21 protein-coding genes are annotated in these 14,091 nt (G+C 62.5%); 11 read left to right on the top strand and 10 right to left on the bottom strand.

All coding sequences use genetic code 11. The features are described 5' to 3' along the window. Positions 1–59 precede the first annotated feature (59 nt). The gene (locus OXS27_RS29605) at positions 60–455 is read right to left on the bottom strand and encodes a phage holin family protein (protein ID WP_243925697.1); all 396 of its coding nucleotides are present in this window, start codon (positions 453–455) and stop codon (positions 60–62) included. Between the two features lie 9 nt (positions 456–464). Beyond that, on the bottom strand, positions 465–908 hold the full coding sequence (locus tag OXS27_RS29600; RefSeq protein WP_267361073.1) for a hypothetical protein: 444 nt from the start codon (positions 906–908) through the stop codon (positions 465–467). A gap of 165 nt (positions 909–1,073) precedes the next feature. Here OXS27_RS29600 and OXS27_RS29595 point away from each other — a divergent pair, with 165 nt between their 5' ends. The 4 genes from OXS27_RS29595 to OXS27_RS29580 all read left to right on the top strand — a co-directional run bounded on the left by OXS27_RS29595 (position 1,074) and on the right by OXS27_RS29580 (position 4,381). Next, positions 1,074–1,436, top strand: a complete 363-nt coding sequence (locus OXS27_RS29595) for a CsbD family protein (protein WP_267361071.1) — start codon at positions 1,074–1,076, stop codon at positions 1,434–1,436. A 266-nt stretch (positions 1,437–1,702) separates the two neighbouring features. Beyond that, a complete protein-coding gene (locus tag OXS27_RS29590) occupies positions 1,703–3,013 on the top strand; it encodes a hypothetical protein (protein ID WP_267361069.1) in 1,311 nt (436 codons plus the stop codon). 100 nt (positions 3,014–3,113) lie between these two features. After that, positions 3,114–3,380, top strand: coding sequence for a hypothetical protein (locus tag OXS27_RS29585; protein WP_243924343.1), 267 nt, complete (start codon positions 3,114–3,116; stop codon positions 3,378–3,380). Between the two features lie 452 nt (positions 3,381–3,832). After that, positions 3,833–4,381: a lytic transglycosylase domain-containing protein gene (locus tag OXS27_RS29580; RefSeq protein WP_243924344.1), complete on the top strand. Its 549-nt coding sequence runs from the start codon at positions 3,833–3,835 to the stop codon at positions 4,379–4,381. A gap of 53 nt (positions 4,382–4,434) precedes the next feature. Here OXS27_RS29580 and OXS27_RS29575 read toward each other — a convergent pair whose 3' ends face one another. Next, positions 4,435–4,701, bottom strand: coding sequence for a hypothetical protein (locus OXS27_RS29575; RefSeq protein WP_243924345.1), 267 nt, complete (start codon positions 4,699–4,701; stop codon positions 4,435–4,437). 56 nt (positions 4,702–4,757) lie between these two features. Next, a complete protein-coding gene (locus tag OXS27_RS29570; RefSeq protein ID WP_267361067.1) occupies positions 4,758–5,171 on the bottom strand; it encodes a low affinity iron permease family protein in 414 nt (137 codons plus the stop codon). Between the two features lie 910 nt (positions 5,172–6,081). On the opposite strand from OXS27_RS29570, the gene OXS27_RS29565 reads away from it, so the two are divergent. From OXS27_RS29565 to OXS27_RS29555, 3 genes are all read left to right on the top strand, one after another. After that, positions 6,082–6,381 (top strand): hypothetical protein, encoded by a 300-nt coding sequence (locus OXS27_RS29565; protein WP_267361065.1) that lies wholly within the window; start codon positions 6,082–6,084, stop codon positions 6,379–6,381. Between the two features lie 51 nt (positions 6,382–6,432). Next, on the top strand, positions 6,433–6,585 hold the full coding sequence (locus tag OXS27_RS29560; protein WP_267361063.1) for a hypothetical protein: 153 nt from the start codon (positions 6,433–6,435) through the stop codon (positions 6,583–6,585). 365 nt (positions 6,586–6,950) lie between these two features. Then, positions 6,951–7,136, top strand: coding sequence for a hypothetical protein (locus tag OXS27_RS29555; protein ID WP_267361061.1), 186 nt, complete (start codon positions 6,951–6,953; stop codon positions 7,134–7,136). Positions 7,137–7,878: 742 nt separating this feature from the next. Here OXS27_RS29555 and OXS27_RS29550 read toward each other — a convergent pair. Beyond that, positions 7,879–8,115, bottom strand: coding sequence for a hypothetical protein (locus tag OXS27_RS29550; RefSeq protein WP_267361059.1), 237 nt, complete (start codon positions 8,113–8,115; stop codon positions 7,879–7,881). A 246-nt stretch (positions 8,116–8,361) separates the two neighbouring features. Here OXS27_RS29550 and OXS27_RS29545 point away from each other — a divergent pair, with 246 nt between their 5' ends. Further along, a complete protein-coding gene (locus OXS27_RS29545; protein WP_267361057.1) occupies positions 8,362–8,640 on the top strand; it encodes a hypothetical protein in 279 nt (92 codons plus the stop codon). Positions 8,641–8,863: 223 nt separating this feature from the next. Here the strand turns inward: OXS27_RS29545 and OXS27_RS29540 are convergent, their stop codons facing one another. Beyond that, positions 8,864–9,679: a transglutaminase family protein gene (locus tag OXS27_RS29540; protein WP_267361055.1), complete on the bottom strand. Its 816-nt coding sequence runs from the start codon at positions 9,677–9,679 to the stop codon at positions 8,864–8,866. A gap of 546 nt (positions 9,680–10,225) precedes the next feature. Then, a complete protein-coding gene (locus tag OXS27_RS29535; protein WP_267361053.1) occupies positions 10,226–10,465 on the bottom strand; it encodes a 3',5'-cyclic-nucleotide phosphodiesterase in 240 nt (79 codons plus the stop codon). Positions 10,466–10,924: 459 nt separating this feature from the next. On the opposite strand from OXS27_RS29535, the gene OXS27_RS29530 reads away from it, so the two are divergent. Further along, a complete protein-coding gene (locus OXS27_RS29530) occupies positions 10,925–11,332 on the top strand; it encodes a hypothetical protein (RefSeq protein ID WP_267361051.1) in 408 nt (135 codons plus the stop codon). Between the two features lie 51 nt (positions 11,333–11,383). Here the strand turns inward: OXS27_RS29530 and OXS27_RS29525 are convergent, their stop codons facing one another. Next, a complete protein-coding gene (locus tag OXS27_RS29525) occupies positions 11,384–12,355 on the bottom strand; it encodes an alpha/beta hydrolase (RefSeq protein ID WP_267361049.1) in 972 nt (323 codons plus the stop codon). 26 nt (positions 12,356–12,381) lie between these two features. Between OXS27_RS29525 and OXS27_RS29520 the strand changes: the two genes are divergently transcribed. Further along, positions 12,382–12,594, top strand: coding sequence for a hypothetical protein (locus tag OXS27_RS29520; protein ID WP_267361047.1), 213 nt, complete (start codon positions 12,382–12,384; stop codon positions 12,592–12,594). Between the two features lie 63 nt (positions 12,595–12,657). Continuing rightward, positions 12,658–12,795 (top strand): hypothetical protein, encoded by a 138-nt coding sequence (locus OXS27_RS29515; RefSeq protein ID WP_267361045.1) that lies wholly within the window; start codon positions 12,658–12,660, stop codon positions 12,793–12,795. A gap of 388 nt (positions 12,796–13,183) precedes the next feature. On the opposite strand, the gene OXS27_RS29510 is transcribed toward OXS27_RS29515, so the two are convergent. Together OXS27_RS29510 and OXS27_RS29505 are read right to left on the bottom strand one after the other, a co-directional pair. Beyond that, positions 13,184–13,381, bottom strand: a complete 198-nt coding sequence (locus OXS27_RS29510) for a hypothetical protein (protein WP_243916368.1) — start codon at positions 13,379–13,381, stop codon at positions 13,184–13,186. A 473-nt stretch (positions 13,382–13,854) separates the two neighbouring features. Beyond that, a partial coding sequence (locus OXS27_RS29505; RefSeq protein WP_267361043.1) for a hypothetical protein occupies positions 13,855–14,091 on the bottom strand: 237 nt, incomplete at its 5' end.

Genomic DNA, 14,091 nt, shown 5'->3' with positions numbered 1-14,091 from the left:
GCGATCCAACCGACCCCGAGTTGCCTCAACGTCATGCTCCAGCTTGTCCGGCGAGTCGCTCATGTGTCTATCCGATCCGTAAGAACCTGCGCGTCTTGTTTGACCTGCCGTCCTGTGCGCGTCGGCTCCAGAGTGGAAAGCGAAGCCTTGCTGCGCCCGAACAAGGCCATGCCGAGCGCGAGCAAAAGGAACGTGCCGCCTACGATTAGGGCTGCCAGCGCGTCCGACTGCACGAGGACTGCGATGCCCTTGACCAGGGCGAGGAGCAGCGTGAACAGGCCTGCGATGGCAAAAACACCCGCGACGAGCAGCAGGCTGAGGCCGAGGGATATGCGGTGAACGCCTTGCGCCATCTCGGTGCGGAACAGTGCGATCTCGCTGCCGACGAGGTCCCGCAGCTCACGAACCGCATCGCCGACGAGGGTAGGGATGCTCCGCAATCCGGGCTCAACCATGTCCCCCTCCTACAGCTCCGGCGTCGGGATGACGTCGACTGGAACCACCGCATGTGAGCGCGGGATCGGTCGAAGTTTCCGAGAATTCAGAGTGTGGAATACCGCGAAGCCAGCCAGCACGACCGCCGCGGTCGCCAGCACGGGACGCCTGCGGACCGAGGCTTGTACCTCGTCGTACAACTCGCTGAAGGATCGACGTGAGATGTTCTCGGCTAGCTCTTCGACGCCGAGCGCGGCCTGATCGAACACCCCCTTCAACTGCGGCAGACCGTCAAAGTTGGTGCCGGTCTCGCGGATCGCGTCGCCTACGTCCGACACTACCCGCGCCGCGTCAGCCTTGCGCTTCTCGACATAGCCCTCGGTTTGATCGCGCAGCGTATCAGCAAAACCCTGAGCCGCACCCAATCCCGGTTCGGCAGCGCTCGATCTACGACCCTGAGCACCATTCGGCATCGAACTATTCTCGTGCGTCATCCCAAATCAGGAAAGCCGTAAGCTCCTCATAGCGTTCCGCCACACCGATGCGCTGATGGATCTATTTTGGAGACGAAAGGAGCTATTCACGCGTTGATGGTGCGCTGGGGGCCCGACCAGCTCCAATACTGAGGAGGAAAAGCTATGGACGAGGATCGGATCACCGGGGCTGCGAACGAACTCGGCGGCAAGGTCAAGGGCGCGGCCGGCGAGCTGACGGGGGATAAGCAGACGCAGGCTGAAGGGAAGGCAACTGAGCTGAAGGGCTCGGCGCAGAACCTGTACGGACAAGCCAAGGACACGCTCAGTGACGCCGCCGATCAAGCACGGGAGTTTGCCGGCGATGCGTTTGACCGCGCCCGCGAGCGCTACCCGGACGCGCAGCGCTTGTACCAGCAGGGCAGCGAGGCGCTTCGCCCGCACGCGCAAGAGTCACCTCTGGGGCTCGCGATCTTAGCTGGCGCAATCGGCTACCTACTCGCCCTGGTCATCCACGGTCGCCGATAGCCAGCGAGCACGCGAGGCCGGGCGAGCCGTGTTGATATGGCCGCCCGGCACCGCTTGATGCCGTTCTCGCAATAGGAGCGACAGTTTCGAGGGTTCGGAGCTGTGGCCGGCCCGGCCTACGTCGCGGATCCAGTGCCAGCTTGGGCCGACGCGCCACAACGCTAGGCAGACCGGCAGGAACGGGCCATGCGGGCGGCTGTTGGCCTTCCGTCACATATCGGAAGCGTAGCAAGTAATGTGCGCTGCGCTTCTTATGAGCGGAGACCATGATGCGTCAGCTCGTCCGCCTCAGCATGGTGCTCGCAATCTTTGCCATGCCTGCCATAGGTCGGTCTGCTGACCAGCAGAACCCTTTGCCAGTGAAGGTCGAGAAGGGCTGGGCCGGAGCGCTCGACGGCATATGGAACTGGCGGCTACCGGACACGCCAAACGGTCTGCATCCGACCCAAAGTTGGCACACGACGGGCTCGGCGCCCGATGGCGACATCTACATCGGCGGCATGGATCACAAGACGAACGCCGGTCTCTACCGGATCGATGCGCGGACTGACACGCTGCGTTACGTCGGCGACGCCCGGTCCGCCTCGGAGGCCGCCCACAACTGGCTGCCCGGTGAGACCGCACAGAAGTTTCATACCCGGCCGCTCTGGGACAACGGCAAGATCTACGTCGCGACCATGGATCGGTCCGACCTCGACGCGAGCTACCTCGATCGGCGCGGCTTTCACTGGTATGCCTACGACCCGACCCACGACAGCTTCACGGACCTAAGCGCCTCCGAGCCCGGTGGGACTGCCGTGCCCCACGGCAATCTCGTCACCCTCGCCTCCGACCCGGTCCATAATGTCATCTACGGCGCGGGTGTGCCCACAGGGGCGATCTACCGCTATGACGTCGCCAGCGGGCACACCCAGGATCTCGGTCGGCCAGCCTCATACAAGCAGCCCTACGTCTATACGGGGCGGGTGATGTGGGTGGCCGCGCGCGGTCGCCTCTACTTCACGGCCAGCAACGGGGACGAGCCCGCAGTGCACGACCACGTGCACTTTTATGACCCAGAGACTGGTTTCGGTGAGGAGAAGGATTGGCAGCTGAAGGAAGGCATGGCCCTTGAGACGGGCCAGTGCATGGAGGGGGGCAATCGGTGCGTGTTTGGAGATGATCGCGGTCACGTCTACCGTTTCGATCAGGACGCGCATACGTGGACATACCTGGGCCAAGTAGAAACAGGTAAGAAGGCGGGCTGGGGCGGCGTTAAGTTCTGGCTTTTTGCTCCGAGCGCTGACGGAAAGCGTGCTTATATCGGCACCAGTACGTCGCCACAGCCGAGCGAAGATACGACATTATACCAATTCGATTTCGCGAGCGGCCGAACGCAGCGCCTATGTACGATGGCCGAACTCGATCCGGTTCTGGACCACTTGCACGTCCATACCGGGTTCGATGCTTGGGACGCGGCTGGCCGCTTCTATTTCGCCAGCTTCGACGGCAGCCCTGAGCATGGGGTCATCATCACCCGCATCGATCCCGCTCGCTTTGAGGCAGAATTGGTCCGTCGCGCTTGGGTAGTGAGATAGACGCAATCAGCTCGCCCCCGCAGCCCGATCCAATTATGAGCCGGTGGGAACATGTTATGCCAGGCCGGACGGGACAGGGGCCCCGCCAGACCTCCCCACCATGGCCAAAGAGATCCCCAGGGTCGCCGACCTCCGTCGCAAGTCCGAGGTGTCTGTCGACGAGATCGAAGCTGCAACGGCCACCTACCTTGCGGACGAGAGCGCACAGCCGTTCGCCCTCAAGTCCGGCCACACCATCGACGTGGCTAAGGCGATCAAGATGCACCCGCAGGCCAAGAGGCTCCTGGCCGACGGGGCGACCAAGCCGGGCCTACGCCGCACGATGGTGAAGACCGCCATCGTCATGGGCTTCCCGGTCGAGGGATGAGCGTAAACGGGGAACGGATGTCTGCGCGGGCGAAAGGTTTGCGTGGGGTGATCCATCGCTTCACCGCAATCAACAGGGCAGGCCCTTGGCTCGAAGCAGGCGCTGACCAGGACCCCGCAAACTGTGGTAATCTGCTCCTAAATTAGCCTGTTTTCGGGATGACCCTCCCGACTACAGCTGGGACAGCGCTCGCAAGGATGCAAAATCTATCGCCGATCGGTGAGCGTGAGTTCTGGGCGCGGACCTATCGCAGCGCCGTCCGCAGGCGTGTGCGTTCGCTAGTTACGAGCGGCAGCAGATCCGCTGTCTTTATGGCTGCAGTCTGTCTCGGAGCCGCGCTGGCGGTTCTTCCTTCGCAACCTGAACTTGGGGTGGTTGCTCCAGTCGCCGCTATTCCGGCGCCCACGCCGCGTGCGAGCCGCATCATCGCGATCATGTCGACCGATGGCGCCATGGCCAATCTCGTCCGAACGAACATGATGGCTGCGAGCGCGTCGACAGCGACCCCTCAGTTTGTCGGGACACTCCAAGACACTTGGCTGAACGCCTTCTACGGCGACAAACAGCGCTTGAGGCAGTTCATCGAGCACACAGCCGATGCCAGCGGCCTACCGTTCGATTTCTTCCTGCGACTCCTCCAACAGGAAAGCGGGCTCGATCACCGCGCCGTTAGCCGTGCGGGGGCGCAGGGCGTCGCTCAGTTCATGCCCGCGACTGCGGCTGAGCGCGGCTTGACCGATCCGTTCGATCCTTTCGAAGCGATACCCAAAGCAGCGGAGTTCCTGCGCGAACAGCGTGCGGCCTTCGGCAGCCTGGGCATGGCAGCGGCGGCCTACAACGCGGGCCCGCAGCGTGTGAGGAACTGGCTCGCCGGGCGCTCATCGCTTCCACAGGAGACCAGAGCTTACGTCGCCAAGATCACCGGCCGGTCGGCTGAGGACTGGCGGCAGAGTGGTGACATGCTCGCCACTGCCGAACCCGCGATGAGGATTGGCTGGTGATCGCGACGACAGCGCCGCTTATTCGGGGAAGCGGCGGATGGGGTTAGATCCGCTTACTCCTCGCGCTGAGGCAAGCGTTCCTCAAGGTGGGTCGCCGCGTCCGCATAAAGTTCGAAGCGCTGCTGCATGACAGCCCGCTTCTCGGGCTTCCGCGCGCGCCCCATTTTTGCCTTCGCCTTCTCCGCACGCTCACGCATCTTTTTGGCCAGCTTCCCGAAAGCCCCGTCGATCTTGGTGCTGACCTTCTCTGCCTCAGCTTTCACCGCGTCCTGGTGGTCCCGCAAGGAGCCGGGAAACGTGCTCTTCTCATCCTTGGCCATTGTCAGCCTCCATCCATCTGCGCGCCACCCTTAGGCTATGCAGTACGACGACGCGATCACGGCTGCCCGGCGCTCCTTGAAGGTAGCGGCAACGGTAGCTTGTCCTTCCTGAGAAGTGCCAACTCCTCGGCACTGAGATCCTCGATCCCGATCAGGCGTTCGTCCGTATCGGCTACGGCACGAATGAGCTCATCGAGCTTAATCTGGATCGCCGCGGTATCCCGTGCCCCGGCCACCAGGATGACGCCTGCCAGAAGCATGGCGGCGATGGACAGGAACAGGTTGAAGACGAGAGCCCAGTGATCGTTGAAGCTGAGGAGGGCGCCAGATCCGAGGCCGGCCGCGACCGTAAAACAGGTCGCTAGGAAGCCGACTGGCTTCGAGAGCCATACGGCGAGGCTGATGATGGGTCGGTCAAGCATCGAACACCAAGCTTTGCCATGCGGCCTCACCAATATCGCCTCGGTCATCGTTTGCGAAACGCACCGCTTATGCCGCGGGGCACAAGGATGTTCGGCAGGAGTGGCGGCTGGGGCACTGAACGCGTCGGAGAGGACGGCCAAGGTCATCTCGTTGTCGTGGCACGGACTTAGCAGACGCGCTCCCACCCCGTCTGACCCCAGGAGCCGCGTGACAGATTGGTTCGATGATCCCGATAACAGGCCGCCCTCACCGGCGGCCGACGCAAGTTGGATGAGGCTCTACATCGTAGTGGCGCTGATCAGTGCCGAAGCGCTCGGCGTGATCGGGGGAATGCTCCACATCCTGCCAGCTTGATGTGGGGACATAGAAAAGCCCGTTACGGCGACGCCGCACGGGCTGAGTGACGGCATAGGGTCTGGGAGGTCCGCCATGAGCGGCGGCGCTACCATCGCGGATGCGACAGCCGCATGACGACGCATCAAAACTCCTGTTCGCCGTCCTGAAACTCCATCGGTCCGGCGATGATGAGGACGGTCCGTCATCCAGCGTGGAAAGCGCGCTGACGTCGGGTCGTTGCTGCACTTGCTCAGTCAACGTTTGCAGCGCAACATCAGCGCTCGGCCGGCGTGCGACCGTTCGGTTTCCAGTCCGCACCAAACGGATTTCGGCCGTCTCACCACCGAACCCTGACACCGATCGGAAGGACTGCCCACTATGATCCTGAAGGTCTTCTCTTACGCGATGATAGGGGTGTTCGCCTGCGGGCTGGTGATGACGTTCTTGGGGTCAGCCAGCCAGTTTTTGGGACTGTAGTTTCACCGCTAGATGGACGGCTCGAACCGTAGTCGATTTAGATTTTCGGGACTGGCGGCGGGGTGCGAGCCTCGCCGTTCCTGCCGAGAAATTCACCCTCCGCGAACACTAACGGCGCTGCAATTTCGGTTCCCAGCCTGGCGGATGCTCGACGCTTCGGTTCGTCCGCCTTACCTCCCCGCCATGGCCAACGAGATCCCCAGCGTCGGCGACATGCGCCGAAAGTCCGAAGTGCCGGACAGCGAGATTGAGGCGGCCAGCGCCGCCTACCTCGCAGACGAAGCGGCCAAGCCCTTCGCGTTCAAATCCGGCCACACCATCGACGTGGCCAAGGCGATCGAGATGCATCCTCAGGCCAAGAGGCTTCTGGCAGAGGAGGCCGCCACGCCGGGTCTGCGCCGCATGATGGTAAAGACCGCCATCGTCATGGGCTTTCTGGTTTGAGGATGAGCGACGATCCCGAAGCCACACGAGCGTGCCACGGTCCAGCACCTGATGCGCCGCCTCGACGGGTTCGCACGTGGGGGCGGCCTGGACGAAGCGGCCGCGCGGGGGATCGTCGAGAAGACTGCCGCCGCAATGCGGATGCGGCCGGAGGAGGAGCGCTTGATCAAGGCTCGCACGCGCAGGATCGAGGCGTCGGCGTAGCAGTAAGGCCGTCCAGTTTCGGGAGTGAAGCTATCTACGCTCCATTGGACTTCCTGACTGATCAGGCGCACGGTGTTGGGATCACCGGCCGGTTTCCGAACCCGTGGGCTCTGGTGGCTGAGAGTAACGTGTGCTCCCGCCTGCATTGCGCGAAGCACCACCATGCCCCTCAGTGCCTTCAGACCGCTCACCGCTGCCGAACATGAGCAAGCGCTCGCCCGGCGTGCCGCGCTGGCCGAGTATGACAGAGGGCTCATTCAGCAGGCCCGGCAGGCAATCCGGCGCTCATGCGAACTTCTGGAGGTGACCAAGCATCAGGTCTTCCCGCCAAGTCAGCGCGGGTGATCGTGGTGTTTCGGGATGGGATGGCCATCGTCGATGAGCTGGTGGTTGAAGCCGTCCAGGTGCTTCGCGCCTGTGGTTGTACGGTCGAGCCGTGGAGCAGCAACTATCCGCTCTGGCTGGTCGATGGGGAGACGTTCACTGATGGCGGCGTCATGGTGCTTGCCCTGCGCCTCAACCGGGTGAGTCCCGAAAAGCGACTGCATTAGTCCGGTGCGAGGTATCCGACGAGTGTCCACACGCCGATCCAATCACCGGCTGATGGGTAGCCGATGCGGCTCAACTCTGCTCGGCTGCTTCTTGTATGAGAGCTAGGAGGCAGCGCCGCTTCTCAGGATCGCGGACGCGTTGGCAGGCGCGCAGTAGCATCAGGTGCTCGCCATCAACGCTGATATCGAGAGCGACGGGATTGTTCCCGGATTGAGATGCGGATGCTGGGCTAACCGCATTGGGCGGATTGTACAGCGTGGACGGCGACAGCTGCGGCCGGGGAAATAGCGAACCTTCGAGTAGCTCAGGATCGCGCGATTAAGGCTCGATCACCTACCAGGAGAAAAACGAGTCGAAGCCTGGCAGCATGAAGACCATCATGGCCCCCGCCCCGAAGACGCCCGCAATCATCACCACCAATTCCACCGCGGCACCCTCCAACAGATTGCGCACAATCAACTAGGGGGCTTGGGGGAAAGTTTCAGAGGTGGCTAATCACAATCTCCAGAACCGATCGAATGCCGGTAGGGCAGCGACCGTGATCGCGACGGCTCCAACAGCTGCCACGAGCATGACGACGAGAGATAGGGACAAGACACGCACCTCAAAACCTATGTTTGGGTCAACAGGCCCAGGGTGAAATCGGTGCTGTGCGGCAGAGTGACCTTCCGGCAGAAGGCGTTGATGACCGCCGTCATCATGAGCTTGCCGGTCCAGGGATGAGTGGAGTTAGCTCTGCGCTCACTCAACGGGGTTGGTATCGAGAGACATCCTGAAGCGCCACCGCACGGCGCCTTCGGCATCGCGAACGGCTGCAACGTAGTCCTGTCGACCGGGGCTATCGCTCAGGCCTTGCGCGATCCGGATCATGATCCTCAACGCCTGCGCACGCGCTGCATCCAGGTCAGGCAATTCGTATCCGTCTTTGTCATGAGCGACTTCAGTCCCATCGTGCAGGTCGATGAAGAAACAAGGCATCAGGCGGCTCGACGAATGCTGGGTACGCCCAGCTACGCAGGTTCTACGCCGTAGCGAATACGCCGTTCAGCGACCGCTATGAGATGGCGATCAAGATCGCGTGGCGGTTAACGGCGCCCGCGTGTCGGGAGGTGCGAGCCCCGCCGTGTCCGCACGGCTACCCGGCCGATGGTGCAGGTTCAGCAGTTGTCGGAGCCACGCTTCACGGGCTGACCTTCAGGAGCCTTCTTCGAGCCGTCATCCTTCATGGCCGCGCCGGTGTTGTTCATCGCGCCCTGCCGTTCGCTCCTCGTAGATAGGGCGGCGTCTCCCCACATGGTGGACATGATCACCTTCAATCCGAACCCGCATACCCTGCGCGTGACGCCCTCTACGAAGGAGCCCGGCCGGTTCGACTGGTCGATCACGCGCGATGGTGTGGTCGTGCGTCAGTCAGTTCGATCCTTCGGCTCGGAAGGCGCATCGGAGGCGAATGGCGACGTGGCTTTCCGAGACGTCACGTCTCGATGGCAGAACGCACGGTAAGTCTGACCGCAGAGCGCACGCCCCAACGTGAGCGGTCTGTAGCGGTACCCGGCACGCGCCGCTTGATAGTGAAGACCGCCGTGATCATGGGCTTCCCGGTTCAGAGATGAGTGAAGACGACTCGCCCAGACGCCTACACGCCAGGACGTAGCACAATGCGGTTCTATGGGATCGAGGAACCACATCAAGGCTGTTCGCGAGCAGTGCCAATTACGATAACTGTTTAGGATAGGGGTGCTGCTTCCTCTGTGGTAACATGAAATCCGGTCAGATTATTGGCCCCAAAAGTGAGTGTCAGCGGTACGTCTGCGGCATCACGACCGTAGGAGATAAGAATCCGACCAATCCGCGAGCTGTTGTTGCGGGGGTCGAAGGTGTGCCAGCGGTCGCCGAGATACACTTCCATCCAGGCCGCGAAATCACCGGGTGCGTGCGGCAAAGGCAGACCGATGTCGCTCACATAGCCGTTGCAGTAGCGCGTTGGAATGTTCAGGCAGCGGCAGAACGTGATCGCCAGATGCGCGTAGTCGCGACAGACACCCCGCTGCTCTTCAAAGACGTCGAAGGCTGTCCGGGTCGCTCGTGCATGCTCGTATCCGAACGTAATCCGATCGTGAACGAAATCGCAGACCGCCTGCACCCGAGCCCAGCCAGGCGTTACATGTCCAAATAGATCCCAGGCGATGGACGAGAGCCGATCGGTTTCGCAATAACGGCTGCCGAGGAGAAACAGTAGGCAGTCTGAGGGCAGTTTCTCTACGGCAATCTCCTGAGCGTCGAACTCCTGCACATCGCCGCTGCCGTGGTCCCGCACGATCGTGTCGGTCTTCAGCGTAAAGCTGCCGGCTGGTGCAACCATTCGATTGCACCAATTTCCAAAGCTGTCGCGATAGCCTTCTAAGGGAACCGAGGGACTTGTGATCAGATAGTCAGGCCGCTCAAGATCCGGGAAGCGGGATGCGTGGACGTTGAGCGTCGCGATGACGGGGGTGGGTTGCGGGAACTCGTAGGTCATCTCGCAGCCGACAAGAATGCGCATGGGCTCCGTCCTGAAAGGGGGGCATCAAGATCAGCGTTGGTGCCGCTGACCCGCAAGCTTCAGACCGCACTAGGCTGTGAGACGGTGATTTCAGGCATAATGATAAATTCCGAAGGGAGCGCATGTGCACCTTCCCGCAATAGGTGCGGCTTGCGCACCCTTCGTTGCGTCCCCATTCGCCACGGCAAAAGCTATCTGCTTAGCGCCCCAGAAAGAAGCCTTTTAGGGATCACGAAAAATGGGGGGCTACCCAGGGATGCCCCTCTTCCCGAATAAAAAGGGGGTCGCTTTTTATGTGACGCCTCACGGCGGATCGGTAGCGGGAAAAGTGGCTCCAGCGGTGCGCAGGGCCTGAACCAGAGCGTTCAGCTGCGCGATAGTGACCGTCGGTTCGCCTGGGCTGCCCTCGGCGCGTGCCACAACACCCAAAGGGACCTTAACACGTCCGGCTAACCTCGCAGGTGACCAGCCGATGAAGATCCGGGCCGCGAGAAGCTGCGGGCCTGTAATCACCCCTGCCACTCCCTTGCTCAAATGGTGGAGGCCCTACTTGCCCCCACCGCCCTTGTAGGCCGTGATCGCGCGCCGGCAGTTCTCGGAGACCTTTTCCATATTCGTCTTGAAACAGGCGTCCATCTCGGGGCTATCTGGGTCCTTGCCGCTGCAGAAGGTGACGGCGTCCCCGGAGCAGTAGGTCTTCAGGTCTTCGTTGCCTCGCTTGGGCGCCTGTGCTGACGCAGGGGCGGTGATAGCGATCAGGCTGAGGGCGAGGATGAAGCTGCGCATTCTGGATACCTAGCCGGCGGGAGTTCGGTGACGCGCTAACCAACCTGGATCGGTATTCTATCCCTTCCGCTCCCGGAACCAGATCCCGGCCCCGCCCCCGTTCTCGGGGATGAACTTCAGGCCTGCGGTCATGGAGCGGTGGCCCATGTCAGAAGGGTCGCCACAACGGCTGCAGCAAGGCAATCCCCCAGGGCTTCTTCCACGCCAGCAGCCTCCAACGCTCGCAGAGCGCCGACGAAGACGATGGCCACGCCGAGCGTCACGAGGCGCTTCGAGATCACCCGGGATCGTTCCGGCGAAGTTTCAAATTCAATCCGCCGCTAATGGCGAGCTCGCTGCCGGCGGCGGTCACCGTGTTGGCCGACGAGATGAAGGGCTGATCGCCCCGCCCTTCGTAGCCGTGCGTACCGCCCCGGCCGGGTCCGCCGGGCCTTCCCCTACATCCCGAGACCGAACCCCATGAGCGACGTCCTCACCTTCACCCCGCGGCCGAAGTCGGTTGCTCCTGCGATCCCAACTCAGCTCACGGGGCCCACGCTCCGCGTCAGCCTGGAGGAGGCGGCACAAACCGCCCTCGACGCGGGGGATCGCCTCATTGCCGTTCTGGATAGCCTGGACGGCAACGCGGACCATGACGGTGGGGACGCTGAGCCGTCCTTGGCCGCCCCGGAGAACACCGGGGGCAGCCAAGTCGTCTATATGCGCGGAGGCGACCAGAACTGCGAGCAGGAGGAAGCAGCCCAGCTCCTGTTGCCAGAGGTGGAGGCGACGCCCATCCCCGAAGCGACGATCCTGCTGTGGCGCGGGCACGGCAACGTCATCTCGGCGGCCGGCGTGGCGCTTCTCGGCTTGCTGGAGCGAGCATAATGCAGGGCCCGCTGCGGCTGGGAAACAGAAGTTCGCACGAGAGGCTGTTCGTTAGGCAGCTTCGCGAACCCCCTCTGAGGCGCGGTCGACTGCGGCGATAACCTCTGTCGGCGCCAGATGTTGGATCATGTGGCCCATGCCCGGTACGACGATGAGATCACTGTTGGGCAGCTCACCGTGCAGACGCTTCGACTGGCGGTCGACGTCGGCGATCTGATCGTCACCGCCCACAATGATGACCACCGGAAGCTTCAAGTCGCGGTAGTGCTTTTGCAGCTCGACAGTCACCGGTGTCATGAGTGCGGCGTCCTCCGCTGAGGCACGCAGCTGTATCGGGCGCAGCATCATAGCCTTCGGGAACTGGCGGTCAAAGCGCTCTGTGACGGCGGCTGGCGCGAACATCGTTTTGATCATGGCAGGCTGCAGGATCCGACCGACCACGGGCGACACGGTGTGGCGCATCAAGTCGCCGATGCCTGGGATCGCCACCGGGGACGAGAGCATCACGTCGGCGCGCAGCGTCGGGTAGTAGTACCCGGAAGCTAGGACGAGGCTCCGGACGAGCTGCGGAGCCTGAAGCGCAAGGGCGACCGCAACCAGCGCACCCCAGGAATGTCCAAGCACGACAGTCTGCGAGACGCCGAGCTGCTGGAGCGCTTTCTGGAACAGCGTTGCATGAGCGCGTGGCGTCCAGAGGCCACGAGGGCGATCGCTGTAGCCGTAACCGGGCCGGTCGATGATGATGACCCGGTAGCGCTTGGCTAGATCGTCGACGATGCCGCTGACCAGAAAATCCTGGATCATCATGCCGTTGCCGTGGATCAGCACCAGTGGCTCGCCACGGCCCCGCTCGACGTAGTGCAGCCGCACCCCGTCGACGGTCAGGAACTGGCCGATCGGGGGTGTCTCGCGCTCGGCCTCACGGGTCTTTGAGGCAGCGTACAGTGCCGATGCAGCGAGCGCCGCGGCAGATCCAAGTAGCGTCGGTCCGAGCCAACGACCGGTGGAGGAATAGCGTGTCATGCGGTGATCCTGGTGGAGTACGGGACATGCTCCTCGATCAACCGGATCGCTCTGAAGTCATGCAGTTGGGTCGGCGCGGGAACGAGCGTCGAGGCGGAAGCCGTCGCATGGCTCTACGGCAGCGCGCCGATCATGCCTTTGGCTTGGGTCATCGTATCCTCGCACGCGCGCTGATGACCCTGGCGATCCTCCTCAACCGCTCGGCTAAGAAGCCGACGTGCGTCAGCGACATGCCCTGACGTGGGGATCATCGCGGCATCACTGGGTTCGCCACCCGGGGCTGCTGCGAGAGCTTTTGGCGAATGGCTGCTGCGGATCGCATGGCCGTCCTGGAGACCGGCCACGTCAACAGCGCCGGCGCTATCGAGACGGCGTTCGATTGTCCCGATCTGCTCAGCGCAGGAGCTAGCCCGAGCTGGGAGCTGCGTGAGGCCGAGTAGAAGGGCTGAAGCCGCCAGGGAGAGTTCTAGGCGCATGAAGGGATCCATTGTACCGCAAGCGGATGATCCGCGCTCAGCCTGATGGGCACGTCGTGCAATCCGAGCGGCAGCAGGAGCTACGCGCGGCCGACGGATGATCACTGAGATTGCTGCGATGCAACAGGCCAACCTACGGATCTCGCGAATGATCCCTGCGGTTGCGGAAAGATCTTGGGCTTGGCTCATCAAGCAGCATGGAAGCGGACCTTCCCAGGGTCCGTCTTGGGCTGGAACGAGCCGAACGCATGCTGCTGCACCTTGCCCGCTACTGGTTTGCCATCCACGAGCCGACCGCAACCTGCTGATGGTCGAGGAGCCGGAGGCCGCGTTGCCCAGGTCCGAGTAGTCCCTACTCGTCTGCGAGGAACTGCAGACCGTCACGCTTCATGAGTAATTCGTTGAGGTGGTGCCAATAAAGCTCGATGCTCGCTCGTTCTCGATTGGCAGCGTCCTCGGATAAGTTCGTGTCCCTGAGCGCGTGCGTCGAGGACCGGACGTTCTGCTGCAGGGTGGCGATCTCGCGCTCGACCTTCTCAAGCTCGGTCATCTTCGCCTCCAAAAAACGTTGCCGTGACTGAGTAGCCCGCGTGATAGCGCCTATTCGGACCCGGGGCTCTCCCACAATGCTCCTCGTTCGCGTACCCTCTGCCGATCATAGGCAGGTGCACGTTCATGACCGAGCGGCGAGAACTGTACCGAAGCGCGAATGGGGATACGTGGTATCTCGGACGTGAACCCCAAAGCGGCCGAGCCTTTGTCATCCACCAGCCGAATGCTCCCTCTGGGGGGCGGCTGTCTCACATCGAGCTGGGTGACTTCCTACGCGGAAGCGCTGGTGGGCCGGAACATCAGGCTCTGCTGCGTCTGATTGGTACGCTCGTAGACGTTCCCCCGTATGGGGATCGGCCATAAGGATCGATGCCGCCTCGCACACCTCGTTGAGACCGGTCAGGGGATAGCAGGACCTGTCAGAGCCACTGCACTCCATGCAGGCGCTGGCGACGACAAACTGATCCCATACTACCGCTCCGACTCGCCACCTTCGCCGAAGGCTCGCAAGCTGTCCCGCAGCGGCAGCAGCTCAAGCAACTCGGCCTCATAGCGCGCTATGGCCTGGCGCTCGCGCACTCTGCCTTCGTTGGAGAGCGGCTTCGTTGCGAGGTCGAGCCAGCCTTGGCGGATGATCTCTAATAGCACGCCGATAGAGTCGTTGATCCGTTCGAGCTTCGTCATAGCCGAGCCCTTCAACGTTGACTT

Source organism: Methylobacterium sp. GC_Met_3, from assembly GCF_026540775.1.
GTDB lineage: Bacteria > Pseudomonadota > Alphaproteobacteria > Rhizobiales > Beijerinckiaceae > Methylobacterium.
The sequence above is the reverse complement of the archived record's forward strand: the minus strand, read 5'-3'. Positions and strand labels throughout refer to the sequence as shown.